The organism is Ignavibacteriales bacterium (assembly GCA_016700155.1).
GTDB lineage: Bacteria > Bacteroidota > Ignavibacteria > Ignavibacteriales > Ignavibacteriaceae.
Map to the genome: position 1 here is coordinate 4,225,470 of CP065001.1, position 21,725 is coordinate 4,247,194.

A 21,725-nucleotide genomic window follows, 5' to 3' on the forward strand; every position below is an offset into this window, starting at 1 on the left:
AATTATAAAAGTATTACTCAAGAATAAACGGGGGTAATCCGGATGTGAGTTGCGACTCACTATTTTAATAGATGTTGAGTCTGTGTGTTGTATATTGGTTTAGGTGTGTGTATCAGTAAAAACTTACAATATGGTTTTTGTAATTGCCGTTTTCATAATTAAACTTTGCACTGAAGAATTTTTCCTGGTAAAGCCATTCAAGAAAAATTTTATCTCCATCCCACAGGTTTAATGAAGTGACTTTATCATTTGGTATCCATTCAAGATTTCCTTCTGACGAATCAATTAATTCACCGGAATAATTTTCCGCAGTAAAAATGAAAACGTACCAGTCATGTTTTCCGTCGAATAATGGAAATGTTATAAACCCATGCATTCTTGGTGATTCAATTGTTAATCCTGATTCTTCTTTTACTTCGCGTATCACGCAATCTTCCGGGCTTTCTGTTTTTTCAAGTTTACCTCCAAGTCCGTTCCACTTTCCTTCGTGATAATCATTTTCTTTTTTAACACGGTGAATCATTAATGTTTTATTTTGTTTTTTATCTATTACATAACAGAGAGTTGCAAGTTTCATATCTATTTTAGTTGTTTAAAAACAAATGTATTGACAATAAATAAGAGCCGGACTAATTTTTATCAGAGTTAATAAAAACTTAATCTTTATTATTAGTTTTTATCAAATATACAGATAAAAAATATTTTGCAATTAAATTAATTTTAGAAATATTTAGCTGACTGATTTTTGTAATTATTCATTGCTGTTAATTCAGTAAGATAAAAACAGAAGTTAATTTATAAACAAAGGAGATTCCGAATAATGATGTCGACAAAAAAAGTTTCGGGTGAAGACGTTGTAAAATCCAGGGAAGAACTTCTGGAAGAATGTCTTGAACTCGGAATTCCGGTAACCGGAAATGAAGATATGGACACTCTTGAATTATATCTTGCTTCATCGGATGATGACGATGATGATTTTGATGAAGATGAAGACGAATTCGAAGAGGACGACTTTGAAGAAGATGAAGAGATTGACGATGAGGAAATTTTTGAAGAAGATCTTGAATTCGATGAAGACGACGATGACGAAGATCTGTTTGATGATGAAGACGAGGCTCCGTACAACTGATTCCGGCATCGGTTGTTAACATTACAGGGAATCAGGGGAAGCGCTTACATACCCAGGTAACTTTTCTTCAACAGATAATTTTTAACATAATCGGTCACACCGTCTTCAAGCGGTGTGAGCGGTTTATTATATCCCGCTTTTTTAATTTTATCAAGAACGGCTTCAGTAAAATATTGGTACTTTCCGGCAAGGTGATCCGGAAGATCAATATACTCTATCTTTAATTCTTTATTCATTGCTGAAAAAATTGCTTTTACAAGATCATTCCATGTTCTTGCTTTTCCGGCACCAACATTAAAAATTCCGTTTCTGTCTTTTTTATCTACAAAAAACAAAGTCATATCAACAGCGTCTTTCACATATACAAAGTCCCGCATCTGCTCGCCGTCTTTGTAATCCGCATTCCTTGATTTGAAAAGTTTTACTTTTCCTGTGTCGCGTATCTGTTCAAAGGCTTTATGAACAACACTTCGCATATCGCCTTTGTGGTATTCGTTTGGTCCGTAAACATTAAAATATTTTATTCCCACAATATTATTTGCTGCGCCTGTTCTTATCGCCCATAAATCAAAAAGACTTTTAGAATATCCATACATATTCAGCGGACGAAGAGAATGGAATGAAGATTCATCATCATTAAAACCAAGTTCCCCATCGCCATAAGTCGCTGCGGATGAGGCATAAATAAATCTTATGTTATTTTTTAATGAATACTCCGCAAGAATTTTTGTGTATTCGTAATTATTCTTTAAAAGATGATCGGCATCTTTTTCCGTCGTTGATGAATTAGCGCCCATATGAATTATTGATTCAATTTTGAAACCTAATCCAGAATTTATCTTTTCAATAAATTCATTCTTGTTAATGAAATCATGGAAATTTAGTCCGACAAGGTTTTTCCATTTTTCATCTTTACCAAGTTCATCGACTATAATAATATTGTTGTTGCCCAGTTCGTTTAATCTCCAGACTATTGCGCTTCCAATAAAGCCTGCCCCGCCGGTTACAACTATCATATATATCCTAATGTGTTCAAGTTAGTTTTATAATCGAAAGCAATTTACTTATATTTCAAAAGGTTTTCAAAGATACACAATCGATGAACACACGAGCAATTATAATTATCTAATACGAAAGAAGGGTCTTAAAGCAGAAACAATGGGAGCTACACTCGAACAACTTAAACAGATATTAAATGAACGCATTTTAATAATAGACGGCGCAATGGGCACAATGATTCAGCGCCATAAACTAACCGAAACGGATTTCAGAGGACAGTTATTCAAAAATCATAAAAACGATCTTCAGGGAAATAACGATCTCTTAAGCGTTACTCAACCTGATATAATTAAAAATATCCACAGGGAATATTTTAAAGCAGGCGCTGATATAGTCGAAACAAATACGTTCAACGCGAATGCGGTATCGCAGGCCGATTATAACACATTAACTTTTGTGCATGATATGAACGTCGCTTCAGCAAGGTTAGCAAAAGAAGCCGCGGATGAATTCACAAAAGAAAATCCTGCTAAACCAAGATTTGTAGCCGGTGCGCTGGGACCAACGAATAAAATGCTTTCACTTTCTCCCAATGTAAATGACCCCGGCTACAGGGCAATTACATTTGATGAATTGAGTAAAGTTTATTACGATCAGGCAAAGGCTTTGATTGAAGGCGGAGTTGATATACTTCTTGTTGAAACAGTTTATGATACTCTCAACGCTAAAGCAGCTTTGTTCGGGATAGACAAACTTCTTAGAGAGTTAAAAATTCCAATGCCGGTTATGGTTTCAGGAACTATTGTTGACCAAAGCGGAAGAACTCTTTCCGGTCAAACAGTTGAAGCTTTCTGGATATCGATAGCACACACAAAAAATCTTTTAACGGTTGGATTAAATTGTGCACTCGGCGCAAAACAAATGCGTCCTTTTGTTGAAGATCTTTCAAACATTGCGAACGTAAATCTTTCAGTTTATCCCAATGCAGGCTTACCAAATGAGATGGGCGAATATGATGAGACTCCCTCAACAATGGCTTCAACATTAAAAGAGTTTGCAGAAAGCGGATTCATTAATATTGTCGGCGGATGCTGCGGAACAACTCCTGATCATATAAAAGAAGTTGCAGAGATTATTAAAGATTATAAACCGAGAACAATACCCGGAGAAAAAAAATTATTATGTCTCAGCGGAATGGAGCCCGTTATTATTTATCCTGAATCAAACTTTGTGAACATAGGCGAAAGAACAAATGTAACCGGCTCAAAAAAATTCGCAAGACTTATTAAGGAAAGTAAATATGAAGAAGCTCTATCCGTTGCACGCGACCAGGTTGAAGGCGGCGCGCAAATTCTTGATGTAAATGTTGATGAAGGAATGCTCGATTCCGAAGAAGTAATGACAAAGTTCCTGAATATGATGGCTGCTGAACCCGACATAGCAAAACTTCCTGTGATGATCGATTCTTCTAAATGGTCTGTTATTGAAGCCGGGTTAAAATGCCTGCAAGGCAAAGGAATAGTAAACTCAATTAGCCTTAAGGAAGGTGAAGAAGTTTTTAAAGAACATGCGCGTAAAGTTTTAAGCTACGGTGCTGCCGTTATAGTTATGGCGTTTGATGAAAAGGGGCAGGCTGATTCTTTGGAAAGAAGGATAAGAATTTGTGAGCGAGCTTATCAGATTCTGACAGAAGATGTCGGCTTTCCGCCACAGGATATAATTTTTGATCCTAACATTTTAACTGTCGCCACAGGTATTGAAGAGCATAATAACTATGCGGTTGATTACATTGAGGCGGCTCTCTGGATAAAACAAAATCTGCCGTATGCTAAAGTAAGCGGCGGTGTAAGTAATATTTCATTTTCATTCCGCGGTAATGATGTTGTAAGGGAAGCAATGCACTCTGCTTTTCTTTACCATGCGATAAAAGCCGGAATGGACATGGGAATTGTTAATGCTGGTCAGCTTGAAGTGTATGAGGAAATTCCCAAAGTGCTTTTAGAAAAAGTTGAAGATGTTTTACTCAACAGGCTTCCCGATGCCACAGAAAAATTAATTGAATTTGCCGGCACTATCAGAAAGGATGAAAAGCAGGAAGAGAAAGAAGATGACTGGAGAAACAATCCGGTTGAAGAAAGATTAAAACATGCCTTAATAAAAGGTATCGTTGATTACATTGATGATGATGTGGAAGAAGCAAGAAAAAAATATCCCAAGCCGATAGAAGTAATTGAAAAGCCGTTAATGGATGGAATGAATGTGGTGGGCGACCTGTTTGGTTCCGGAAAAATGTTTCTTCCGCAGGTTGTAAAAAGCGCGAGAGTAATGAAGAAAGCCGTCGCATATCTTATACCTTTTATTGAAGCGGAAAAAGCTGAAAGCGCAGAGATTAAAGAACAAGGGAAAGTGCTGCTGGCAACGGTCAAAGGTGATGTTCACGACATTGGTAAAAATATTGTGAGCGTTGTACTTGGTTGCAACAACTATAAAGTGATTGACCTTGGTGTGATGGTGCATTCAGATAAAATACTTCAGGCTGCAATTGATGAGAAAGTCGATGTTATCGGTTTAAGCGGACTTATAACTCCGTCACTTGATGAAATGGTTCACGTTGCGAAAGAAATGCAAAGAAGAGGAATGAAGCTTCCCCTGTTGATCGGAGGGGCGACTACATCAAGAGTACACACTGCTGTGAAGATTGCGCCGCACTATAGTAATCCTGTTATACATGTTCTTGATGCCTCACGAAGTGTTCCGGTTGTAAGTAATCTGCTAAGTGAAAATGAAACAGATAAAAATAATTTTCTTAATTCAGTATCTGCTGAATACCAGCGGGTGCGGGATGATCATTCAAAAAGAACCTCCGAAAAGAATTTTATCTCACTCGAATCTGCCAGGTTAAATAAGTACAAAATAGACTGGGCAAAAGAAAAAATACTCAGACCAAGAATAATGGGGTTAAGCACTTTTAGAAATTTTCCTTTGCAAAAATTAAGAGAGTACATTGACTGGACTCCTTTCTTTCAAACCTGGGAAATGAAAGGAAAATATCCGGCTATTTTCAGTGACGCAAAATTTGGTGTCGAAGCAAAAAAACTTTTTGAAGATGCGAACAAACTTCTTGATAAAATCATAAAAGAAAATCTACTGGCAGCTAATGGAATTGCGGGACTCTTCCCGGCAAACACAATAGCTGATGATGATATTGAGATTTATTATGATGAATCACGACATGTAGTAAAACAGGTGTTGCATACATTAAGACAACAGCAGCAAAAAACGGATGGACAGCCCAATTATGCCCTGGCAGATTTTATAGCTCCAAAAGAATCAGAGGTTGAAGATTATATTGGAATGTTTGCCGTTACTACGGGAATAGGTATCGAAAAACTGATCAAACAATTTGAAAAAGATCACGACGATTATAACAGCATAATGATTAAAGCAATTGCTGACAGGCTTGCAGAAGCATTTGCCGAATGTATGCATGAAAAAGTCCGGCGTGAATTATGGGGATATTCAGCTGAAGAAAATTTATCAAATGAAGATCTGATAAAAGAAAAATATGCCGGTATTCGTCCCGCGCCCGGTTACCCGGCACAACCCGACCATACGGAAAAACCGATTATTTTTTCTTTGCTTGATGCTGAAAACAATATCGGCATTAAACTGACAGAAAGTATGGCAATGTATCCCGCTGCAAGTGTAAGCGGGTTGTTCTTTGCACATCGCGATGCAAAATATTTTAATGTTGGAAAGATAAGCAAAGACCAGGTAATAGATTATCACAGGCGAAAAGGAATGAGCGTTGATGAAATTGAAAGATGGCTGAGCCCTGTTTTATCTTATTAATATTTTTGTACAGGAATAACAAACTAGCACAGAAACTAAAAGAGTTAGAAAAAGAAACCCGTAAAAAATTTAATGATCAGCAAAGTCAAATAAATATAATCTTTGAGGCAATTCAGGAACTTATCAGAGAAGAAAGCAAACCTAAAAGCCGGTTGGCTTTATTGTTTAATGTTTGTGCCGCCTATTGCCATTGATAAGTGCTCTTATCCGGTTCCTCAAATAGTCGTTTGTTTTATAGAATAATTACTATATCTTGCTGTTGCCTGCATAAAAATTTGAAGACAGTCCTCATAATACATTCTCTTTTTTAACTACAGGATATACACATCATAAAAATGATGGGTGAATTAATTATCAAACAAAATTCTAAGGAGTTACAATGAATATATTCGTTGGCAATCTTTCCAATGATGTTAACGAAGATGATCTTATGGGATTATTTTCGGATTTCGGGCAGGTTCGTGAGGTAAAAGTAATCCGAGACCTGTTTACGCAGCAATCAAAAGGTTTTGGATTTGTTGAAATGCCCGGGCTTGCAGAAGCTCAGAAAGCAATTAACGAACTAAACACTAAAGAGCTTAAAGGAAAAAAAATTACTGTTAATGAAGCCAGACCAAAACGTGATAATAACCGTAGACCCGGAGGCGGGGGCGGAGGAGGTCATCGCGGCGGCAACAGATCATCAGGCGGCGGACAGAACAGAAGAAGATTTTAATAAATCTATTTATCAACCCCATCACTTGATGGGGTTGGTTTTTCAATATCACTCAAGTGTAATTCAAGGGCATCAACTGAAATAGCAATTTCACGCATTGATAAAACTAATGACCACATCAATAATAAAATACTAACTCCGAATACGTATTTACCAAGATCAATCTGTCCCGCAAATAAAAGGAACATACAAAGCACACATAAAAATAAACTGGCAACACCCACCGCCTGCATTTGTTTGATAAGATGGGCTCGTTTCCGAAGGTTGGTTATTTGTTCAAGTATAATATCGTCGGGATCTGATTTATAATTTTTATGAAGTGAACGGATCAGAGTTGCCAGGGTTAAAAACCTGTTTGTATACGCAAGCAGTAATAAAGAAATAGCCGGAAATAACAGTGCGGGGGTAGTTACATCAATTTCCATTTAGCAGCCTTAACATTAAAAAATACATCTTTAATTTATCTGATTTTTGAATGATAGGGAAAACCCATTCATAAAATCTTTAAAAATTAATTAGGTTATTAATATGCCAATAGATAGCTTTGGATGTCCGGTTTTGCCGGATTTTTTATTTATTAATTATTTTTAGAGGTTCTTTAGTGAGTACTAAATTATTTGTGGGATCACTCCCCTGGTCAGTGGATGACAGCGTTTTACAATCAGCTTTTGAGAAACACGGTGAAGTTGTTTCAGCAAAAGTTATTAAAGACCGCGAGACCGGACGATCTAGAGGTTTCGGTTTTGTTGAAATGGGGAATTCCACGGATGCCGATAATGCTATCAAAGCATTAAACAATTCGGAACTTAAAGGAAGAAATATCGTAGTAAACGAAGCAAAACCTAAGAGCTAAGTTATTTTTAGTTTAGTCCGAAAAAAGGCGTCCTGATCAGACGCCTTTTTTATTTATTATCAAACGGGCATTATAGGTTCTTATTTCTCAAAAGCAGTATTCTTAACCATTTCTTTAGAATCATACGGCGCAGGATCACCGCCAAGGTATTTATGGAACCATTCTAAATGTGCATTGTAATACAAAGGCATTGATTTAACACCGCTTGGCCAGTGTCCGTCATTCTTGAATATTACAAGCCGGCTGTCAATTCCCAGTGTTCTAAGTGTTGTGAAGTATTGTACGCTTTGTGTGTAAGAAACACGGTAATCTCTTTCGCCGGTGATAATCAGCGTCGGCGTTGAAAAATTTTCAACTAGATTTGAAGGAGAGAATTTTTTATAAAGATCAGAATTCCATGGCTGACCTTTCACGTCCCAATTAACAAACCATAATTCTTCTGTTACTCCCCACATTGATTCAATATCAAATATTCCCATCATTGACGCGAGACATTTAAAGCGTTTGGTTTTTCCCTGAAGCCAGTTCATCATATAACCGCCGTAAGACCATCCCATTGCACCTATTCTGTCTTTATCAACGTAGGGTAGTTTTTCAAGCTCGTCGGTTACCTTCATTACATCTTCATAAACTTTTCCGCCCCAATCTCCGGAAATAGCTTCGGTGTATTTGCTTCCGTATCCTGTTGAACCATGCGGATTTGGAAACGCAACAATATATCCGTATCCCGGATAAACCTGCCAATCACCGCGGAATGAATCCATCCATTGTGATTGTGGTCCGCCATGAACATTAAGCACTAAAGGATATTTTTTATTCGGATCAAAATTGTGAGGCTTGACAATAAAAACATGAACAGGAATTCCGTCCGCACCTTTAACCCATATTTGTTCGGCAGGACGAATATCAACTTCTTCCATCAATTGTTTATTGTAGAATGTTAATTGGTTGTAGGACTTTTCTTTCACATCATATGAATAAATTTCTCCAGGCTTCCCAACCTCTCTGTACATAACAAACATTTTTGAATTTGCATCAGGAAGAGTGTATCCGAATATCGATTTATCATCAGTTATTTTATCAACTTTTTTTGTCTGGATATCAACTTTATAAACAGGCGAATACCCCTGGTAATCAGCGTTAAAATAAATTGAGCGCGAATCTTCAGACCATGTAAGGTTATCAACTGTATAGTCAAATGCTTCAGTAAGCACTTCACTTTGATTTGTATTACGATTGTAAATTGCCACACGGTAACGGTCGGCTTCATAATCAGGTGTTAGTTGGATCTTGTATGCTATATAATTTCCGTCTGGTGAATACACGGGATGACCATCCCACGCTTTGTTAGTTGAGGTTATGTTTTTTGAAACTGTGTCGCTAATCTGAATTATGTACATATCAGCATTTGTTGACGCCGCAAGATTTTTTTCAGGTGATGAAACAAAACAGATTTCTTTACTGTCGGGAGAAAAATTATACTTAACACTTCCTCCGAGTAAATACATACCTGAAAGCACATCACTTGTTGCAATAAGCTGGTATTCGTCTTCATCAATATCATAAAGAATAAGTGCTGTTTTTTTGCTTCCCTTGTAATCTGTCCAGTGACGGAATAATAGTTCATCTGTTACATAGGCCTGTAAAGGACCATTCGATACGGATTCATCAAGTTCTTTGTTGCAGTCCTCATCAACTCCGCATTCGGGAAATATTTCTGATGTAAACAATATATATCTTCCGTCATTTGATAAAACAGGATCGGAAACACCCATTGAAAAATCAACTACCTTTAAAGTTTTAAATGTGTTGAATGAATAACTGTATAATATTCCTGCTGATGAGAAGTAAACCTCATCATCTCCGTTCCAAATCGGCGAATAACCACCAGGTGCTTTTGACGTAATGTTAACCGGCTCGGTACCATCAGCATTCATCACATAAATATTTGTTGAGGATTTTCCGGTTGATAAAAAAGATTCAGAAACTGTATAAGCAATTTTATTTCCCGAAGGGGAAACAACCGGCGCACCGACATTTTTTACTTTGTAAAGATCTTCAATTGTGAATGCACGCTTTTGTGCTAAAGTGAAAAAAGGCAGTGCGAAAATTAAAAGAACAGCGATAAGATTTTTATACATAACATCTCCTGATAGAACAAAAATTTTTGTGCGGGAATTTAAGGCGATTCATACTCAAGTAAAAGATTTTATACATAAATGGGTCAGTAAATACACGCCGTGTTTTTTACACTATGGTGTAATTCTTACTAAGAAAATATGAAGCGGATTGTTCTAATAATCAATAAACAAAAGAGTTCAGGTGGTACTTAAATTGATTTGTCCTCATCCGGGAAATTATGGTCAACAAGAAATCAAGGAGTTAACATGAAAAATTTATTTACTGTTTTTATAGTAACTATACTTTTCATTTCTTTTACGGATGCGCAAACAAAATATTATGTGTCAACAACGGGTAGTAATTCAAATAACGGATTAACTTCATCAACAGCATTTGCAACGCTTCAATATGCAGCAGACCAGGTTGAAGCCGGCGATTCGGTTTTTGTTCTTATCGGAACTTATGTCGGGTTTGATATCCGCACGGATGGATCACAATCAAACAGAATAACATTTAAGGCAGAAAGTGAAAATGTTATCATCAATGAACGAAACACTACAACTCCTGATGGAATAAATATTGAAAACGGTTCGTGGATAGTTATTGATGGGTTTACAGTTATCGATCAGCCGAGAGCGGGAATACGTATAGTTCTTTCCGATAATGTAACAATTAAGAATAATGTTTGTGCGGATAATTACCGCTGGGGAATTTTCTCAGGCTTTGCTGATGATCTGCGCATCGAAAATAATTCATGTTCAAACAGTGAAGATGAACATGGAATTTATGTATCCAACAGCGGAGACAGACCTGTGATAATCAACAATCATTCATTTAACAACAACGGGTGCGGCATCCATATGAACGGGGATATATCAATGGGTGATGATGGTATTATCAGTGACGCTGTTGTTGCGGGTAACATAATTCATGGTAACGGACTCGGCGGCGGTTCAGCAATAAATATGGATGGTGTGCAGGACTCAAAAGTATTCAACAACATTATCTATAATAATTTTGCAACAGGTATTGCAATGTACCAGATTGACGGGGGTGAGCCGTCAAAGAACAATAAGATATTTAATAACACTGTTATAATGCCAACAAACGGCAGATGGGGAGTGCTGGTTGTAAACGGCTCAACAGGAAATACTTTATACAACAACATCCTTATTAATTATCACAGCTTCAGGGGAAGTATTTGTATGGATAATGAATCCAAAACAGGATTCACAAGTGATTATAATATTCTTGTTAACAGGTTAAGTGATGATGACGGCAGCAGTAATATGAGTTTAACATCATGGCAGTCAATGGGATATGATATGAATTCACAAATTTCAGTTGCTGAGAATCTAATTTTCGCTAATCCAACCGGGAATGATTATCATCTTCTTCAGAATTCACAGGCGACAAATACAGGAACTTCGTTAGTCAATTCAGTTGTACTGACTGATAAAGATGGTGTGACACGTCCTCAAGGCAGCGGGTATGATATAGGTGCTTATGAATTTCAATCACCAACAGGTATTGATGAAGAAAATATCGCAAATGATTTCACGTTAGAACAAAACTACCCAAACCCGTTTAACCCATCCACAAAAATTAAATTTACGATTCCGTCAAATGTCAATGGTGAAACTGCAAATGTGAAGCTTACAGTTTTTGATGTTCTTGGTAATAAAATAGTCACGCTTGTTAACGAGGAAAAACCGGCAGGTGTTTATGAAGTTATCTTTGATGCGAATGAATTATCAAGCGGAATTTATTTTTATAAGCTTACAGCGGGAAATTTCACCTCGGTTAAAAAAATGATGTTACTGCGGTAGTTGGTTTATATCTATTGTTTGAAATTATCTCAGAGTAAAGGAGAATAGAAATATTCTCCCTTCTGCTTTCTTTCATGTCCCAATCTTTTGTTAGCTTGCACTAAACAGTACATCCTCTTATTCCCCGGTCTAAATATATTTATAAAATTTATTCTGAGGTTCACTATGTATAAGTCTTTACAAAAAATTATTGTACTGGCTCTGATCTTTTTTTCATCAAACTTTTCCCAATCACTTTCCAATGTAGAGTGGTTCGCAATGTCTGGCGGTATGAGCACAACCGTTGATGCCGTTGCAGTTATAGGGAATGATGTTTATGTCGGCGGACTTTTTTCCCATGCAGGAGGTGTACTGGTAAACAGGATTGCAAAATGGAGTGGCACAAATTGGTCTTCGCTTGGAGGAGGCGTAAATGGTCAGGTCACATCACTTGCTGTAATAGGTAATGATGTTTATGCCGCAGGTAATTTTACAATGGCTGGCGGTGTTCCCGTAAATAATATCGCTAAATGGGATGGAGTAAGCTGGTCAGCGCTTGGTGAAGGATTAAATGAATTGGTATTAGCGCTTGCCGTTAATGGAACTGATCTTTATGCCGGAGGATTTTTCACACAGGCTGGCGGTGTTTCTGCTAACCGCATTGCAAAGTGGAATGGAACTTCCTGGTCTTCATTAGGAGAAGGAATAAATAATGAAGTTGATGCAATAACAGTAGATGGAAATAATGTTTATGCCGGCGGATATTTTAATGTTGCAGGAAGAAAAGATGTAAGAAGTATTGCCGTGTGGAATGGTTTGGATTGGAATTCAATGGGAGAAGGTATATTCGGTATAGTCAGATCACTGGTTGTAAAGAATGGAATTGTTTACGCCGGGGGAATATTTCAAACCGCGGGAAGTGAAACAGTCAACAGTATTGCAAAGTGGGATGGAGTAAACTGGTCAGCATTGGGAACAGGACTGGGAGGAAGTGTATTTTCGATGACGTCTTTCGGGAATGATATTTATGTCGGCGGTTTGTTTACAACAGCAGATGGAATTCCCGCGAACAGAATTGCAAAGTATAATGTTTCAACTTCAACATGGTCGGCGCTTGGCACAGGCTTAAGCGGTTCTGTTGATGCAATGACAGTGCAGACAAGTACCGGCTCCATGATTATAGGCGGATCATTCGGACAAACCGTTTCGGGGTTAACTTTAAATTATATCGGACGCTTTACCGATAGCGGGAATCCACTTCCTGTAGAGCTTGCAGCCTTTGAAGCAGTTGTGAACGGCAATAGTGTAGTTCTTAAATGGCGGACTTCATCAGAAAATAATAACAGAGGGTTTGAAGTTGAAAGGCAAGTTCTCAGCCTGCCTGACGGCAAGGCAGGTTCACAATCATCAGTCGGCAATTCAGAGTTTATAAGTATTGGTTATGTTGAAGGACACGGAACTTCAACTGAACAAAATGAATATTCGTTTATTGATAAAAACACTTCATCAGAAGTATATCAATACAGGTTAAAACAAATTGATTATGATGGTTCTTTCGTGTATTCAAAAATTGTTGAAGTGGATTTATCCCAGCCTGTTACTTTTTCACTTGAGCAGAATTATCCGAATCCGTTTAACCCAAGCACCAGTATTCAGTATACGGTAGGCAATAGGCAATATGTATCACTAAAAGTTTTTGATGTTCTTGGTAATAAAATAGCCACGCTTGTTAATGAAGAAAAACCGGCAGGCATTTATGAAGTTACATTCAACGCGGATGAATTTTCGAGCGGGATGTATTTTTATACATTGCAAACAGGCAACCTGCCTGACGGCAAAGCAGGTTTTATTAAAACAAATAAGATGGTGCTCTTGAAGTAGTTTTCAATCCGTACCGGGCGGACAGGTTGTATAATTAAGGCGATTCGATATGGATCGCCTTTTTTGTTGGCAGGGTTAGGAACTTAACACTAAGGAATGATTGATTGAGTGAATGGGTGAATAAAATTGGAAGTCGTTTGTATTTACAGATCAATTTGAACTTAAGGAAAAGCGAGCGGACTGAACGGAAATGGAGAATGAATTGCCGGAAATGAAGTGGGTATTCTCTGAAATCTAACACACATTCTTAAAAATAAAGTAAGTATTCTTAGAAATGATGCAAATATGGTTAGCAATGAAGCAAGTATTCTTAGTAATGATGTAGATACTCTCAGAAATGAAGCAGTTATTCTTAGCAATGATGTAGATATACTTAGAAATAAAGCAGATGCTCTTAACAATGAAGCACACATTCTCCGAATTTGCGGAGGAAGTTTTGATTTTGTTATATTAAGGCACATTTAGTCATAAAGGAGGCAGAGTAATGTTAAGGTATAATTTCAAAAGGCTGTTTGATCAGCGTGATATAAAGCAGCCGCTTGCGTACTTGATCAGTAAGGGTTTTAGCCGGAATGTAGCATCTCATATTAACTCAGGAAAGTTCAGAGCGTTGACGATCAGCCAGGTTGAAAGGTTATGCAGAGCTTTGAATTGCACCCCGAATGACCTTGTAGAGTATGTGCCTAAGGAAGGTGAGCAGCTGAGCGGAAATCCCCTTGCAGTGCTGGTGAGGGATGAGAAGCTTGTTCGAATGAGTGACCTTGTAAGTAAGATACCGATAGAGAGGATGCCGGAGTTTAGTGAGAGGTTTGAGGAGTTGGCGAGGAGTCTTGCGGGTGGGAAGGATTGATATTGTTGGTGAGGAGGTTTACCACTCCCAACAAGATGCCTTCGACATAAGCACTGAGGGCACTTAGAAGCACTAAGGAAGACAAACACAGATTTTTTGTTTGATTTAGTTTTTTGTTTGAGGTAAGTTGGGATTAATATATAGCGGGAATTTTGTGGCAGGTAGTTGCTTATCATATAGTTCTTCAATTAGATACCCACAATGGCAATGCTGTTTGAACAATGTTTGTTCTTATTGCGTTTTCTACCTGACTGAAAATAAATTTTGTGCAAATATATGTGTTTGATTAAATGTATTATCGTTTATGACCAATTAGCCGAGGATATTATAGTTCTTATACGAATAAAATTAACTAATAACCGGATTGAGAACTGCCGATTCGGTCTAAGTAATAGTTAGGCATATAATAAAGGGATGTATGAAATATAGATTATTAATTTTAATGGTTTTTTTAATCATTGCTAATCAAAGTATAATTTCACAGAATGAATTTGCAGTTGGAGTAAATGGAATACCAGCAATAACATATTCTTACTCTCCTTCTGATTTACCATCACCGAAAAGTAATTTTGGTTATTCGTTTGGAATCAACGGAGCTTTTTTTATTCAACCAAATTTGTTTATTGAAACGGGCCTGAATTATCAGAACCAAGAACTTTTGTATGCAAAAGATATATTAGACACCAGAAAAGCCTGGATAGATGTTAATGGAAACGGAATAGTTGATGGAGAAGATAGATTAGATTATTCACGTGTTGTTCCAACTGATTTTTCAAATAAATATTCTAGCATAAGTTTACCAATATCAATAAACTATAGAACGAGCAAAATTAATACTACAAGTTTCATTGGATCATTTGGTGTTAACTTAAATTATATATATAACATTGAAGGAATAAGTGAATCAAATCAATTTGGCGAAAATTTCGAGGGGGATAAATCAATAGATGATTTTTCATTATCAATTTCCATAGGTGTAGCATTATTTCAACCACTAACTGAAAATATATCTTTGATAGCGGGACCAAAATACTTTTTTGATTTTTATACAAGCCCAAAAGATTTAGAAGCAAAATTTCATACGTTCGGTTTAGAAATAAAATTAAATTATTCATTGTAAATATGCCTAACCAGCGGTTCAAGCTGACTGTTTTTTCGTATTCGGCTTTTTACAAATTTTAATGTTGGTCGTTACGTTTCGGCACTCTTGTTCAAAGTAATAATATTAATAAAAGTTTTTTAAATAATTATTGGCAGTTGTGTTCTAAGCTAAATTCTTGTTCTGGGCAGCAGCTTAACCGCAACGCCGTTAGGCATTTATTAAAAATATAAAAAGGGAAAATAGAAATGATAAAAAATATGTTTCGGTTCTTAATTTCATTTGCAATAATAAGTTTGCTATTCAGTGGTTGTGCAACCGTTTTAAGTGGTTATGAAGACAAAGTAGATTTAGTTAATGCTCCTGAAGATATAAAGGTATATTCTGATGAAGGCATTGAAATTCCAACATCAAGTAGAACTGTTAGACAATTTTCTGAAGAAACAAAAAAGTATGAGAATATAGAAATAAAAACTATCAACCTTAGAAAAAATAAAGATCATATTTTAATTTTAAAATCAAACAACAACGAAAAGAAAGTTGAAATTTATCCTAAAATAGTTGGTACCTGGTTAATATTAGATTTTATAACTGGAATATTTCCAGTTTTTCTTGATGCTTATACCGGGAGCTGGAATAGTTTTCAACCTATCAATGCGGGTTTTTAATAAATATATTTTTAGTAACATAATTAATAAAATACCTAACCTCTTTAATCCGTCAAAGACGGACAGGTAAGTAAAGAGTCCACATAGTGGCAGGCAAGACTGTAAGAAGAAAAAAATAGGATCGATCATTTGAATAGAGTTCTTAAGAAAAATAAACACACAGAAAAATTTTTTAAATAATTATAAACCCGGTATTGTATTTTAACATCACACGCCGTTATACCACAAGAGTGAGAATAAACAGTGTTGATGTGTTGTTCAAAATATTGTACTTTTATTTGTGCAATATAAATTAGGAGTGATTATGCATAAAATACAATTAGATCAGGATATTCAACCATTATCTGAATTTCGTTCCAAGGTGGCATTTTATTTTGATAAAGTAAAAAAAACCAAGAGACCATTGGTTATTACTCAAAATGGAAAAAGCTCTGCTATATTGTTAGATGTATCAGAATACCAGTCATTAGTTGACAAAATAGAAGTCTTGGAAGAGATACGACTGGCAGAGGCACAAATAGATCAGGGGAAAGGAATTACACACCAGCAAATAAAGAAGAAATATTCCAATAAAACCAAATGAAAATAATCTGGTCTCCGTTAGCTGCTGAAAGATTGGATAGGGTTTATGAATTTATCGCTGAAGATAATTTACCGGCAGCAAAAAAAATGGTTGACAGAATTATTAAGAGAATTGATACGTTATCAAAAAATCCAGAAAGAGGAAGGAAAGTACCGGAAACAAACAGGGAAGAAATCCGGGAAGTATTTGAAGGAGAATACCGGATAATTTACCGGATGGAATCTGGGATAGTTCATATTCTTACCATAAGGAATTTCAAACAAGTATTACTCCCAAAAGATATAAAGTAGTTTTCCATATCGGCTAACTTGTTCAAATTAGTTCTAATAAAAAGTTTTAAATAATTATTGGCAGGTGTGGTTTCCTTGGCTTCCTTGATTTAGGAGGCGGGTTAGTTGCAAAACAGGATAAATTGTTTTTAAGAAAAAAAATAAAAGATCAGAAACCAAATTACTATTTTGATGATGATTCAATTAGACAACCTTCATTTCAAAGAAAGGTTAGAAATGAAGATATTATTCTGAAATTGGGACTTGAAATAAATTATTCGCTTCCAGTTATCGAAGATGAAAATGAAACAAAATTTAGAACTTCCCAGGAGATTGTAAAGAGAATAATAATTTTATATACATTATGCTCAATTGCTCAGGGAGAAAGTAAGGATGGAATTGTTGATTGGTTTAAGAGTAACAGATATTGGGATGAAGTAAGCCCAAAAGAAAAAGAATTTATTGAATCAATTAATCCATCAGGACAAGAAACAATTGCAATAACCTGGCGCAGCGAAGCAATTTATATTCTTCTTTGGGTACTGGGATTTTTAGATAAAATTGAAATTCCATTCCAGCAATCTGATGTTCAGGTCATTGAAAAAATAATGAGTGAGGTTTTGAAAACTAAGGACAATTTATTTTCAAAAGCAAAACTTAGATCAAATTCAGAAATACTTGACCAGCTTGATTTAATATATCGGTTGCATTGGTATGTAAGAAATCAGCAACTCAATAATCGAAAAGTGAAAAAAGTTGATCAAGAAGTGGTTTATGAATGGCATTATGCGTTGAATTGGGTTACATATTACGATGAAAATTGGGATGATATAACAACAGATACTTAATGCACCTGACATTTTTAATAGGTAAAGAGTCCACATAGTGACAGGTAATACTGTAAAAAAAATAGTTCGGGTCGATCAGACTGACTTAGAGTTATTTTTTTAAGGGAATAATGTTTAATGTGACAAAACAAAGATGACATCTTAAGGAAAAGATGTCATCTTTCATTTCTGATGTGAGAATTTTTTATCAATTCAGTTTAACACTAAACTTATACTTCATCGGGCTGGTGTCCATATTCATTCCGGGTCCTCTTCCAAAGCCTCTTCCTTCGGGACGTTCGCCCATATTGCCGGGCATCTGTTCGTCATCCATTTCACCCATACCTTCAGGCATTCTTCTTCGCATATCCAATCTTTCCATTTCTCCCGTTTCAAAAGTTATGTTAACGGATTTTCCCGCACCGGAATTCAGCGCTCCTTTAATATCATGGTTTGAACGGAAAGGGATTTTAAGTTCATAGAAAAATTTGCCGTCGGTAACATCAATATTCGCTCTATAAGTTTCACCATTTAGCGGAAACGCGTTCAACACAAAATTATTTTCTTTAACAATGTATAGTTCATTCTGCATCCCAAGCATATTTTTAATTCTTGAATCATCACCCTGTGGAGGCTGCATTTCAGTATTTTCCCTGCGCATCTGTATAAGCTCGGACGGATCAGCTTTATCGGGATATCTAACTCCGATCATATCATCTGAGTTTTCAGGCTCAAGCCAGATGGTTAATCCGCCGCGCAGCATTTTCATAATCTTGTTCCTGTCGCTTGTAACAAGACAGAGATAAAGATCTGATGCGTTGTTTTTAAATCCGAACGAAATGTTTTCTCCATCGATATATGTCAGGTTGTGCCAGTCGGTTTGATTTCCATCAATAATGATCTCATTATCAGTGACAGATGAACTTACCTCCCGCGATGAAGAACATCCCCAAAAGAATACAATGACTGCCGCTGTTAAAAACTTTAATAAAAATATTTTGTACATAATGCTGTTCTTTATTTAAATGGACTGATATTATAAATAAACGAAAGGAAAAAATATCTTCCGATCACGTTTGTTTCAGAATCTTCTGTGTAAGACTCACTCGTTGTTCTGGTAATATTTGTGTTCTGATTCAGCAGATCATAGACCGTAAAACGAATTTCACCGCTGTTATCCGCAAATATTTTTTTGCCAACACTCGCGGTTAATAAAAATGAATTGGGTTCGTATTCACCGGAAACACCGCCATCATACCTGTGATTCAATTCACTTTGAAGAATAATACCTTCGTATACATCCCAGAATAATTTAACTCTTGATGACTGTGAGATATAATTTTCATTACTTGAAACGGAGCTTGAATTTTTAAGATCATTGTACGTCGTATTGCTTGATATAGAAAAATCAAGCTGAGTGCCGACATTGCTGGCAATTACAAATCCTGCGCCCGCGCGTAAAAATCCTGAAAAGTTTTTAATTCCATTTATCAAAGCTGGTGTGCGTGTGTAATTCAGATTTATATTCAGGTTCAGGTTAGATTTGATGAGGCTTACAGGAATACCATAACTTAAAAAAGAACGAAGGCTATAGTAGCCGTCAAGATTTTCATAGGTTGTTAAGCGGCTGCCGCGGTTTAATGAAATACCATTCGGGAGAATTGTATCTCTCGTCGCAATTGTTGTACTGCTTCCTATATAATCTTTTGTAATCGATCCTCCGACCATAACAAAAAGTGAAGTCATACTTTCAAAAAAGATGTTTGAATATCTCATTGAAAAAAAGTGCCTGTAATCCTGTTTGAGGTTCGGATTTCCTGTTGAAAGCTGAACGGGGTTTGAGTTATTAACAACATTCTGTAATTGCTGAACCGAAGGATCTGTGTTAAAAGTCCTGTAAAAAAATCCGTAACTCTGGTCACGCGATCTTCCATACCGCAGCCTTACCGATGGCAGCCAGGAGTAAAAAGTTTTTTCGAGTGATGTAACCAAAGGAAAAGTCTGATCATTATTCAGGCGAGCGATTGAAAAGTTTAAATTAGCGTTTACGGAAAGATCGTTCATCTGGTAGTTATAACCCGTACCGAATGTATTTGTGTGGTATATTTTTTTGTAAACGCTGCTCAGACTTGTATCCGTTACCGAGTAGGAATTCTGCTGATCAGAATATGCCAAAGCTTCCTGATCACTTTTTTCCTGTGAGTATGAAATTGCTGCGTTGAACATTAGCTGTGAATTATCGCTTAATGGTTCTGTGTATGTAATATCTGCCGATCCGGAATATCCATTCTGCAAAACATCGGTCAGTTGGTCTATTGTGTCGGATTCTGCAGGATTGTTGTTGTAAATATTTTCCGAATAAAGTTTTTTATCACCATCATTTTTTTTGTAAGAAGAATTAAAACTTAACGCAATTGTTCTGCCTTTTACGGGGAACTGGTGGCGATAGAGTAACTGTGATGAGGCGTTAATCGCGCTTAAGTCGGATGAATAAATATTTTTAGTTGAATTCAGTTCTTCAAAAGCAGTTACAGTTTTTCCGTTTGATGAATATCTCTGGTCGTTCTGCTGCAAAGAAAAACGGGGAATAAATCTTATTGAGTTGGATGAATCGATATTGTAATCAACTCTTAGATTAAAGCGATGGTTTGTGTTGTCGTTTACAGAAAGAGAATTTTCTGAGTAGTTTTGTCCCGCAGTATTTGATAAAAAGTAGCTTCGGTTAAGTAATGATACCGCATCATTATCCGACCTGTTAAAAAAATAACTTCCGCTTATTTCAAAACCGTTCCACCATTTGTCAACATAATTTAATCCAAACGCTTTTGTTTGAGTTAATCCGTTGAGAGAATTCACTAAAAAGTCTGAAGCACTGCCGCCGAAAAATCCCTGACCGGGAACGCCTCCCGGAGGCATCTGACCTCTTCCGGGACCCTGGAAGAATCTTCCACCGCCTCTGCCCCCCGATGAACTCATTACTCCGAGCAGATCTTCGTTGGAAAAGTTCTGTTCATTAATATTATTAAGCTGACCAAGAATGGAAATTCTTCTGTCGTTATCAAAGAAATTAATATTTCCTCCGGCGGCATGCTTTTCCTCATTACCATATCCGGCAGAAAATTTTCCGAAAGTACCTTCCTGGATTTTCATTCTTGTAATAACATTAATCGCTTTTGTTGTATTACCGTCATCGAATCCCGTAAACTGTGATTGTTCGCTTTGCTGATCGAAGACCTGTATGCGTTCAATTATTTCTGCGGGAATATTTTTTAATGTCGCGTTCGGATCATCACCAAAAAATGGTTTTCCGTCAACAAGTACACGCTTAACATCTTCTCCTTGCGATTGTATTTTTCCATCCTGTACGGTAACGCCGGGTAGTTTTGTAACAAGGTCTTCCGCAGAAGCGTCTTTGTGAGTTTTAAATGCGTCGGCATTGTATATGGTTGTATCGCCGCTTTGAACAGCAGGCGGAGTTTCTCCAATCACTTTAACTTCTTCGGTTTCGATTGAAACTTCGGTTAATAAAATTTTTCCAAGGTCGATTGAATTTGTACCAAACTCGACAGGCTGATTTTGCGTCCTGTAGCCCACATAACTAATGTTCAAAATGTATTTTGCCGGTCTTAGATTTTCAAACCGGAAAACTCCTTTACTGTCGGAAGTGATACCGCGAAATGTGGAATCGGGAAGTTGATACAGAATTACATTTGCGGAAGAAAGGAAGTGCCCGTCGTTCGAATCAATTAACTGTCCCTGTAAAAACCTGTTTTGAGAAAAAGTACTTATAGAAAAAAGAACCACGAGAGCCAGAATATTTTTCATAGATGTTCCTGAAAATCAACATTGTTTAGACAACCGAGAATGTTATGAAGTTTAACATTGAATTTACATTCCGGTTTTTAGACTCCGCCCGAATTATAATTCTTTCGCAGGAGGGAATAAAATCTAAAAAAATAATTATGATAGTGTTTAATGAGTAAAAAATATTTATTTTCTCACCGCAGGTCTGCTTCATTCTTAATCAGTAATCTTCCGGACAAGGCTATCTCTGAGTTAACTCAGCATTAA

The 21,725-nt window shown here is 36.6% G+C and carries 19 protein-coding genes; 13 read left to right on the forward strand and 6 right to left on the reverse strand.

The features are described 5' to 3' along the window. Positions 1–112: 112 nt before the first annotated feature. Positions 113–577: an 8-oxo-dGTP diphosphatase gene (locus IPM56_17745; protein ID QQS36057.1), complete on the reverse strand. Its 465-nt coding sequence runs from the start codon at positions 575–577 to the stop codon at positions 113–115. 243 nt (positions 578–820) lie between these two features. Here IPM56_17745 and IPM56_17750 point away from each other — a divergent pair, with 243 nt between their 5' ends. Beyond that, entirely contained in the window at positions 821–1,129 is a 309-nt protein-coding gene (locus tag IPM56_17750) for a hypothetical protein (protein ID QQS36058.1), read from the forward strand. Positions 1,130–1,173: 44 nt separating this feature from the next. Here IPM56_17750 and rfaD read toward each other — a convergent pair whose 3' ends face one another. After that, positions 1,174–2,145: an ADP-glyceromanno-heptose 6-epimerase gene (gene rfaD / locus IPM56_17755; protein QQS36059.1), complete on the reverse strand. Its 972-nt coding sequence runs from the start codon at positions 2,143–2,145 to the stop codon at positions 1,174–1,176. Between the two features lie 142 nt (positions 2,146–2,287). On the opposite strand from rfaD, the gene metH reads away from it, so the two are divergent. After that, on the forward strand, positions 2,288–5,980 hold the full coding sequence (gene metH / locus IPM56_17760; GenBank protein ID QQS36060.1) for a methionine synthase: 3,693 nt from the start codon (positions 2,288–2,290) through the stop codon (positions 5,978–5,980). Positions 5,981–6,359: 379 nt separating this feature from the next. Beyond that, positions 6,360–6,695 carry an RNA-binding protein gene (locus tag IPM56_17765; GenBank protein ID QQS36061.1) on the forward strand — a complete coding sequence of 112 codons (336 nt, stop codon included), beginning with the start codon at positions 6,360–6,362 and terminating at the stop codon, positions 6,693–6,695. Positions 6,696–6,700: 5 nt separating this feature from the next. Here IPM56_17765 and IPM56_17770 read toward each other — a convergent pair whose 3' ends face one another. Then, on the reverse strand, positions 6,701–7,120 hold the full coding sequence (locus IPM56_17770; protein ID QQS36062.1) for a DUF2721 domain-containing protein: 420 nt from the start codon (positions 7,118–7,120) through the stop codon (positions 6,701–6,703). 176 nt (positions 7,121–7,296) lie between these two features. Here IPM56_17770 and IPM56_17775 point away from each other — a divergent pair, with 176 nt between their 5' ends. Then, positions 7,297–7,548, forward strand: a complete 252-nt coding sequence (locus IPM56_17775; protein QQS36063.1) for an RNA-binding protein — start codon at positions 7,297–7,299, stop codon at positions 7,546–7,548. A gap of 80 nt (positions 7,549–7,628) precedes the next feature. Here IPM56_17775 and IPM56_17780 read toward each other — a convergent pair whose 3' ends face one another. Beyond that, positions 7,629–9,689, reverse strand: a complete 2,061-nt coding sequence (locus tag IPM56_17780; protein ID QQS36064.1) for a S9 family peptidase — start codon at positions 9,687–9,689, stop codon at positions 7,629–7,631. Between the two features lie 246 nt (positions 9,690–9,935). On the opposite strand from IPM56_17780, the gene IPM56_17785 reads away from it, so the two are divergent. From IPM56_17785 to IPM56_17825, 9 genes are all read left to right on the forward strand, one after another. Further along, positions 9,936–11,498: a right-handed parallel beta-helix repeat-containing protein gene (locus IPM56_17785; GenBank protein QQS36065.1), complete on the forward strand. Its 1,563-nt coding sequence runs from the start codon at positions 9,936–9,938 to the stop codon at positions 11,496–11,498. 1,152 nt (positions 11,499–12,650) lie between these two features. Then, a complete protein-coding gene (locus tag IPM56_17790; GenBank protein ID QQS38349.1) occupies positions 12,651–13,358 on the forward strand; it encodes a T9SS type A sorting domain-containing protein in 708 nt (235 codons plus the stop codon). Positions 13,359–13,643: 285 nt separating this feature from the next. Further along, entirely contained in the window at positions 13,644–13,823 is a 180-nt protein-coding gene (locus IPM56_17795; protein ID QQS36066.1) for a hypothetical protein, read from the forward strand. 19 nt (positions 13,824–13,842) lie between these two features. Further along, entirely contained in the window at positions 13,843–14,208 is a 366-nt protein-coding gene (locus IPM56_17800; protein QQS36067.1) for a helix-turn-helix transcriptional regulator, read from the forward strand. 418 nt (positions 14,209–14,626) lie between these two features. Beyond that, entirely contained in the window at positions 14,627–15,328 is a 702-nt protein-coding gene (locus IPM56_17805) for an outer membrane beta-barrel protein (GenBank protein QQS36068.1), read from the forward strand. Positions 15,329–15,555: 227 nt separating this feature from the next. After that, positions 15,556–15,975 (forward strand): hypothetical protein, encoded by a 420-nt coding sequence (locus IPM56_17810; GenBank protein QQS36069.1) that lies wholly within the window; start codon positions 15,556–15,558, stop codon positions 15,973–15,975. A gap of 304 nt (positions 15,976–16,279) precedes the next feature. Continuing rightward, positions 16,280–16,558: a type II toxin-antitoxin system Phd/YefM family antitoxin gene (locus tag IPM56_17815; protein QQS36070.1), complete on the forward strand. Its 279-nt coding sequence runs from the start codon at positions 16,280–16,282 to the stop codon at positions 16,556–16,558. Then, complete coding sequence (locus IPM56_17820) at positions 16,555–16,848, forward strand: type II toxin-antitoxin system RelE/ParE family toxin (protein QQS36071.1); 294 nt, start codon at positions 16,555–16,557, stop codon at positions 16,846–16,848. Before IPM56_17815 ends, IPM56_17820 begins: the two co-directional genes overlap by 4 nt. Positions 16,849–16,970: 122 nt before the next feature. After that, entirely contained in the window at positions 16,971–17,675 is a 705-nt protein-coding gene (locus tag IPM56_17825) for a DUF4272 domain-containing protein (protein QQS36072.1), read from the forward strand. A gap of 187 nt (positions 17,676–17,862) precedes the next feature. Here the strand turns inward: IPM56_17825 and IPM56_17830 are convergent, their stop codons facing one another. Beyond that, positions 17,863–18,660 (reverse strand): hypothetical protein, encoded by a 798-nt coding sequence (locus IPM56_17830; GenBank protein QQS36073.1) that lies wholly within the window; start codon positions 18,658–18,660, stop codon positions 17,863–17,865. Positions 18,661–18,671: 11 nt separating this feature from the next. Beyond that, the gene (locus IPM56_17835) at positions 18,672–21,479 is read right to left on the reverse strand and encodes a TonB-dependent receptor (protein QQS36074.1); all 2,808 of its coding nucleotides are present in this window, start codon (positions 21,477–21,479) and stop codon (positions 18,672–18,674) included. Positions 21,480–21,725: the final 246 nt, after the last annotated feature.

Coding starts and splice junctions, on each gene's coding strand:
- IPM56_17810 (QQS36069.1), top strand. CDS start 15,556: ATGATAAAAAATATGTTTCGGTTCTTAATTTCATTTGCAATAATAAGT.
- IPM56_17780 (QQS36064.1), bottom strand. CDS start 9,689: ATGTATAAAAATCTTATCGCTGTTCTTTTAATTTTCGCACTGCCTTTT.
- IPM56_17770 (QQS36062.1), bottom strand. CDS start 7,120: ATGGAAATTGATGTAACTACCCCCGCACTGTTATTTCCGGCTATTTCT.
- IPM56_17795 (QQS36066.1), top strand. CDS start 13,644: ATGGTTAGCAATGAAGCAAGTATTCTTAGTAATGATGTAGATACTCTC.
- IPM56_17745 (QQS36057.1), bottom strand. CDS start 577: ATGAAACTTGCAACTCTCTGTTATGTAATAGATAAAAAACAAAATAAA.
- IPM56_17830 (QQS36073.1), bottom strand. CDS start 18,660: ATGTACAAAATATTTTTATTAAAGTTTTTAACAGCGGCAGTCATTGTA.
- IPM56_17785 (QQS36065.1), top strand. CDS start 9,936: ATGAAAAATTTATTTACTGTTTTTATAGTAACTATACTTTTCATTTCT.
- IPM56_17820 (QQS36071.1), top strand. CDS start 16,555: ATGAAAATAATCTGGTCTCCGTTAGCTGCTGAAAGATTGGATAGGGTT.
- IPM56_17765 (QQS36061.1), top strand. CDS start 6,360: ATGAATATATTCGTTGGCAATCTTTCCAATGATGTTAACGAAGATGAT.
- rfaD (QQS36059.1), bottom strand. CDS start 2,145: ATGATAGTTGTAACCGGCGGGGCAGGCTTTATTGGAAGCGCAATAGTC.
- IPM56_17815 (QQS36070.1), top strand. CDS start 16,280: ATGCATAAAATACAATTAGATCAGGATATTCAACCATTATCTGAATTT.
- IPM56_17835 (QQS36074.1), bottom strand. CDS start 21,479: ATGAAAAATATTCTGGCTCTCGTGGTTCTTTTTTCTATAAGTACTTTT.
- metH (QQS36060.1), top strand. CDS start 2,288: ATGGGAGCTACACTCGAACAACTTAAACAGATATTAAATGAACGCATT.
- IPM56_17790 (QQS38349.1), top strand. CDS start 12,651: ATGATTATAGGCGGATCATTCGGACAAACCGTTTCGGGGTTAACTTTA.
- IPM56_17800 (QQS36067.1), top strand. CDS start 13,843: ATGTTAAGGTATAATTTCAAAAGGCTGTTTGATCAGCGTGATATAAAG.
- IPM56_17805 (QQS36068.1), top strand. CDS start 14,627: ATGAAATATAGATTATTAATTTTAATGGTTTTTTTAATCATTGCTAAT.
- IPM56_17750 (QQS36058.1), top strand. CDS start 821: ATGATGTCGACAAAAAAAGTTTCGGGTGAAGACGTTGTAAAATCCAGG.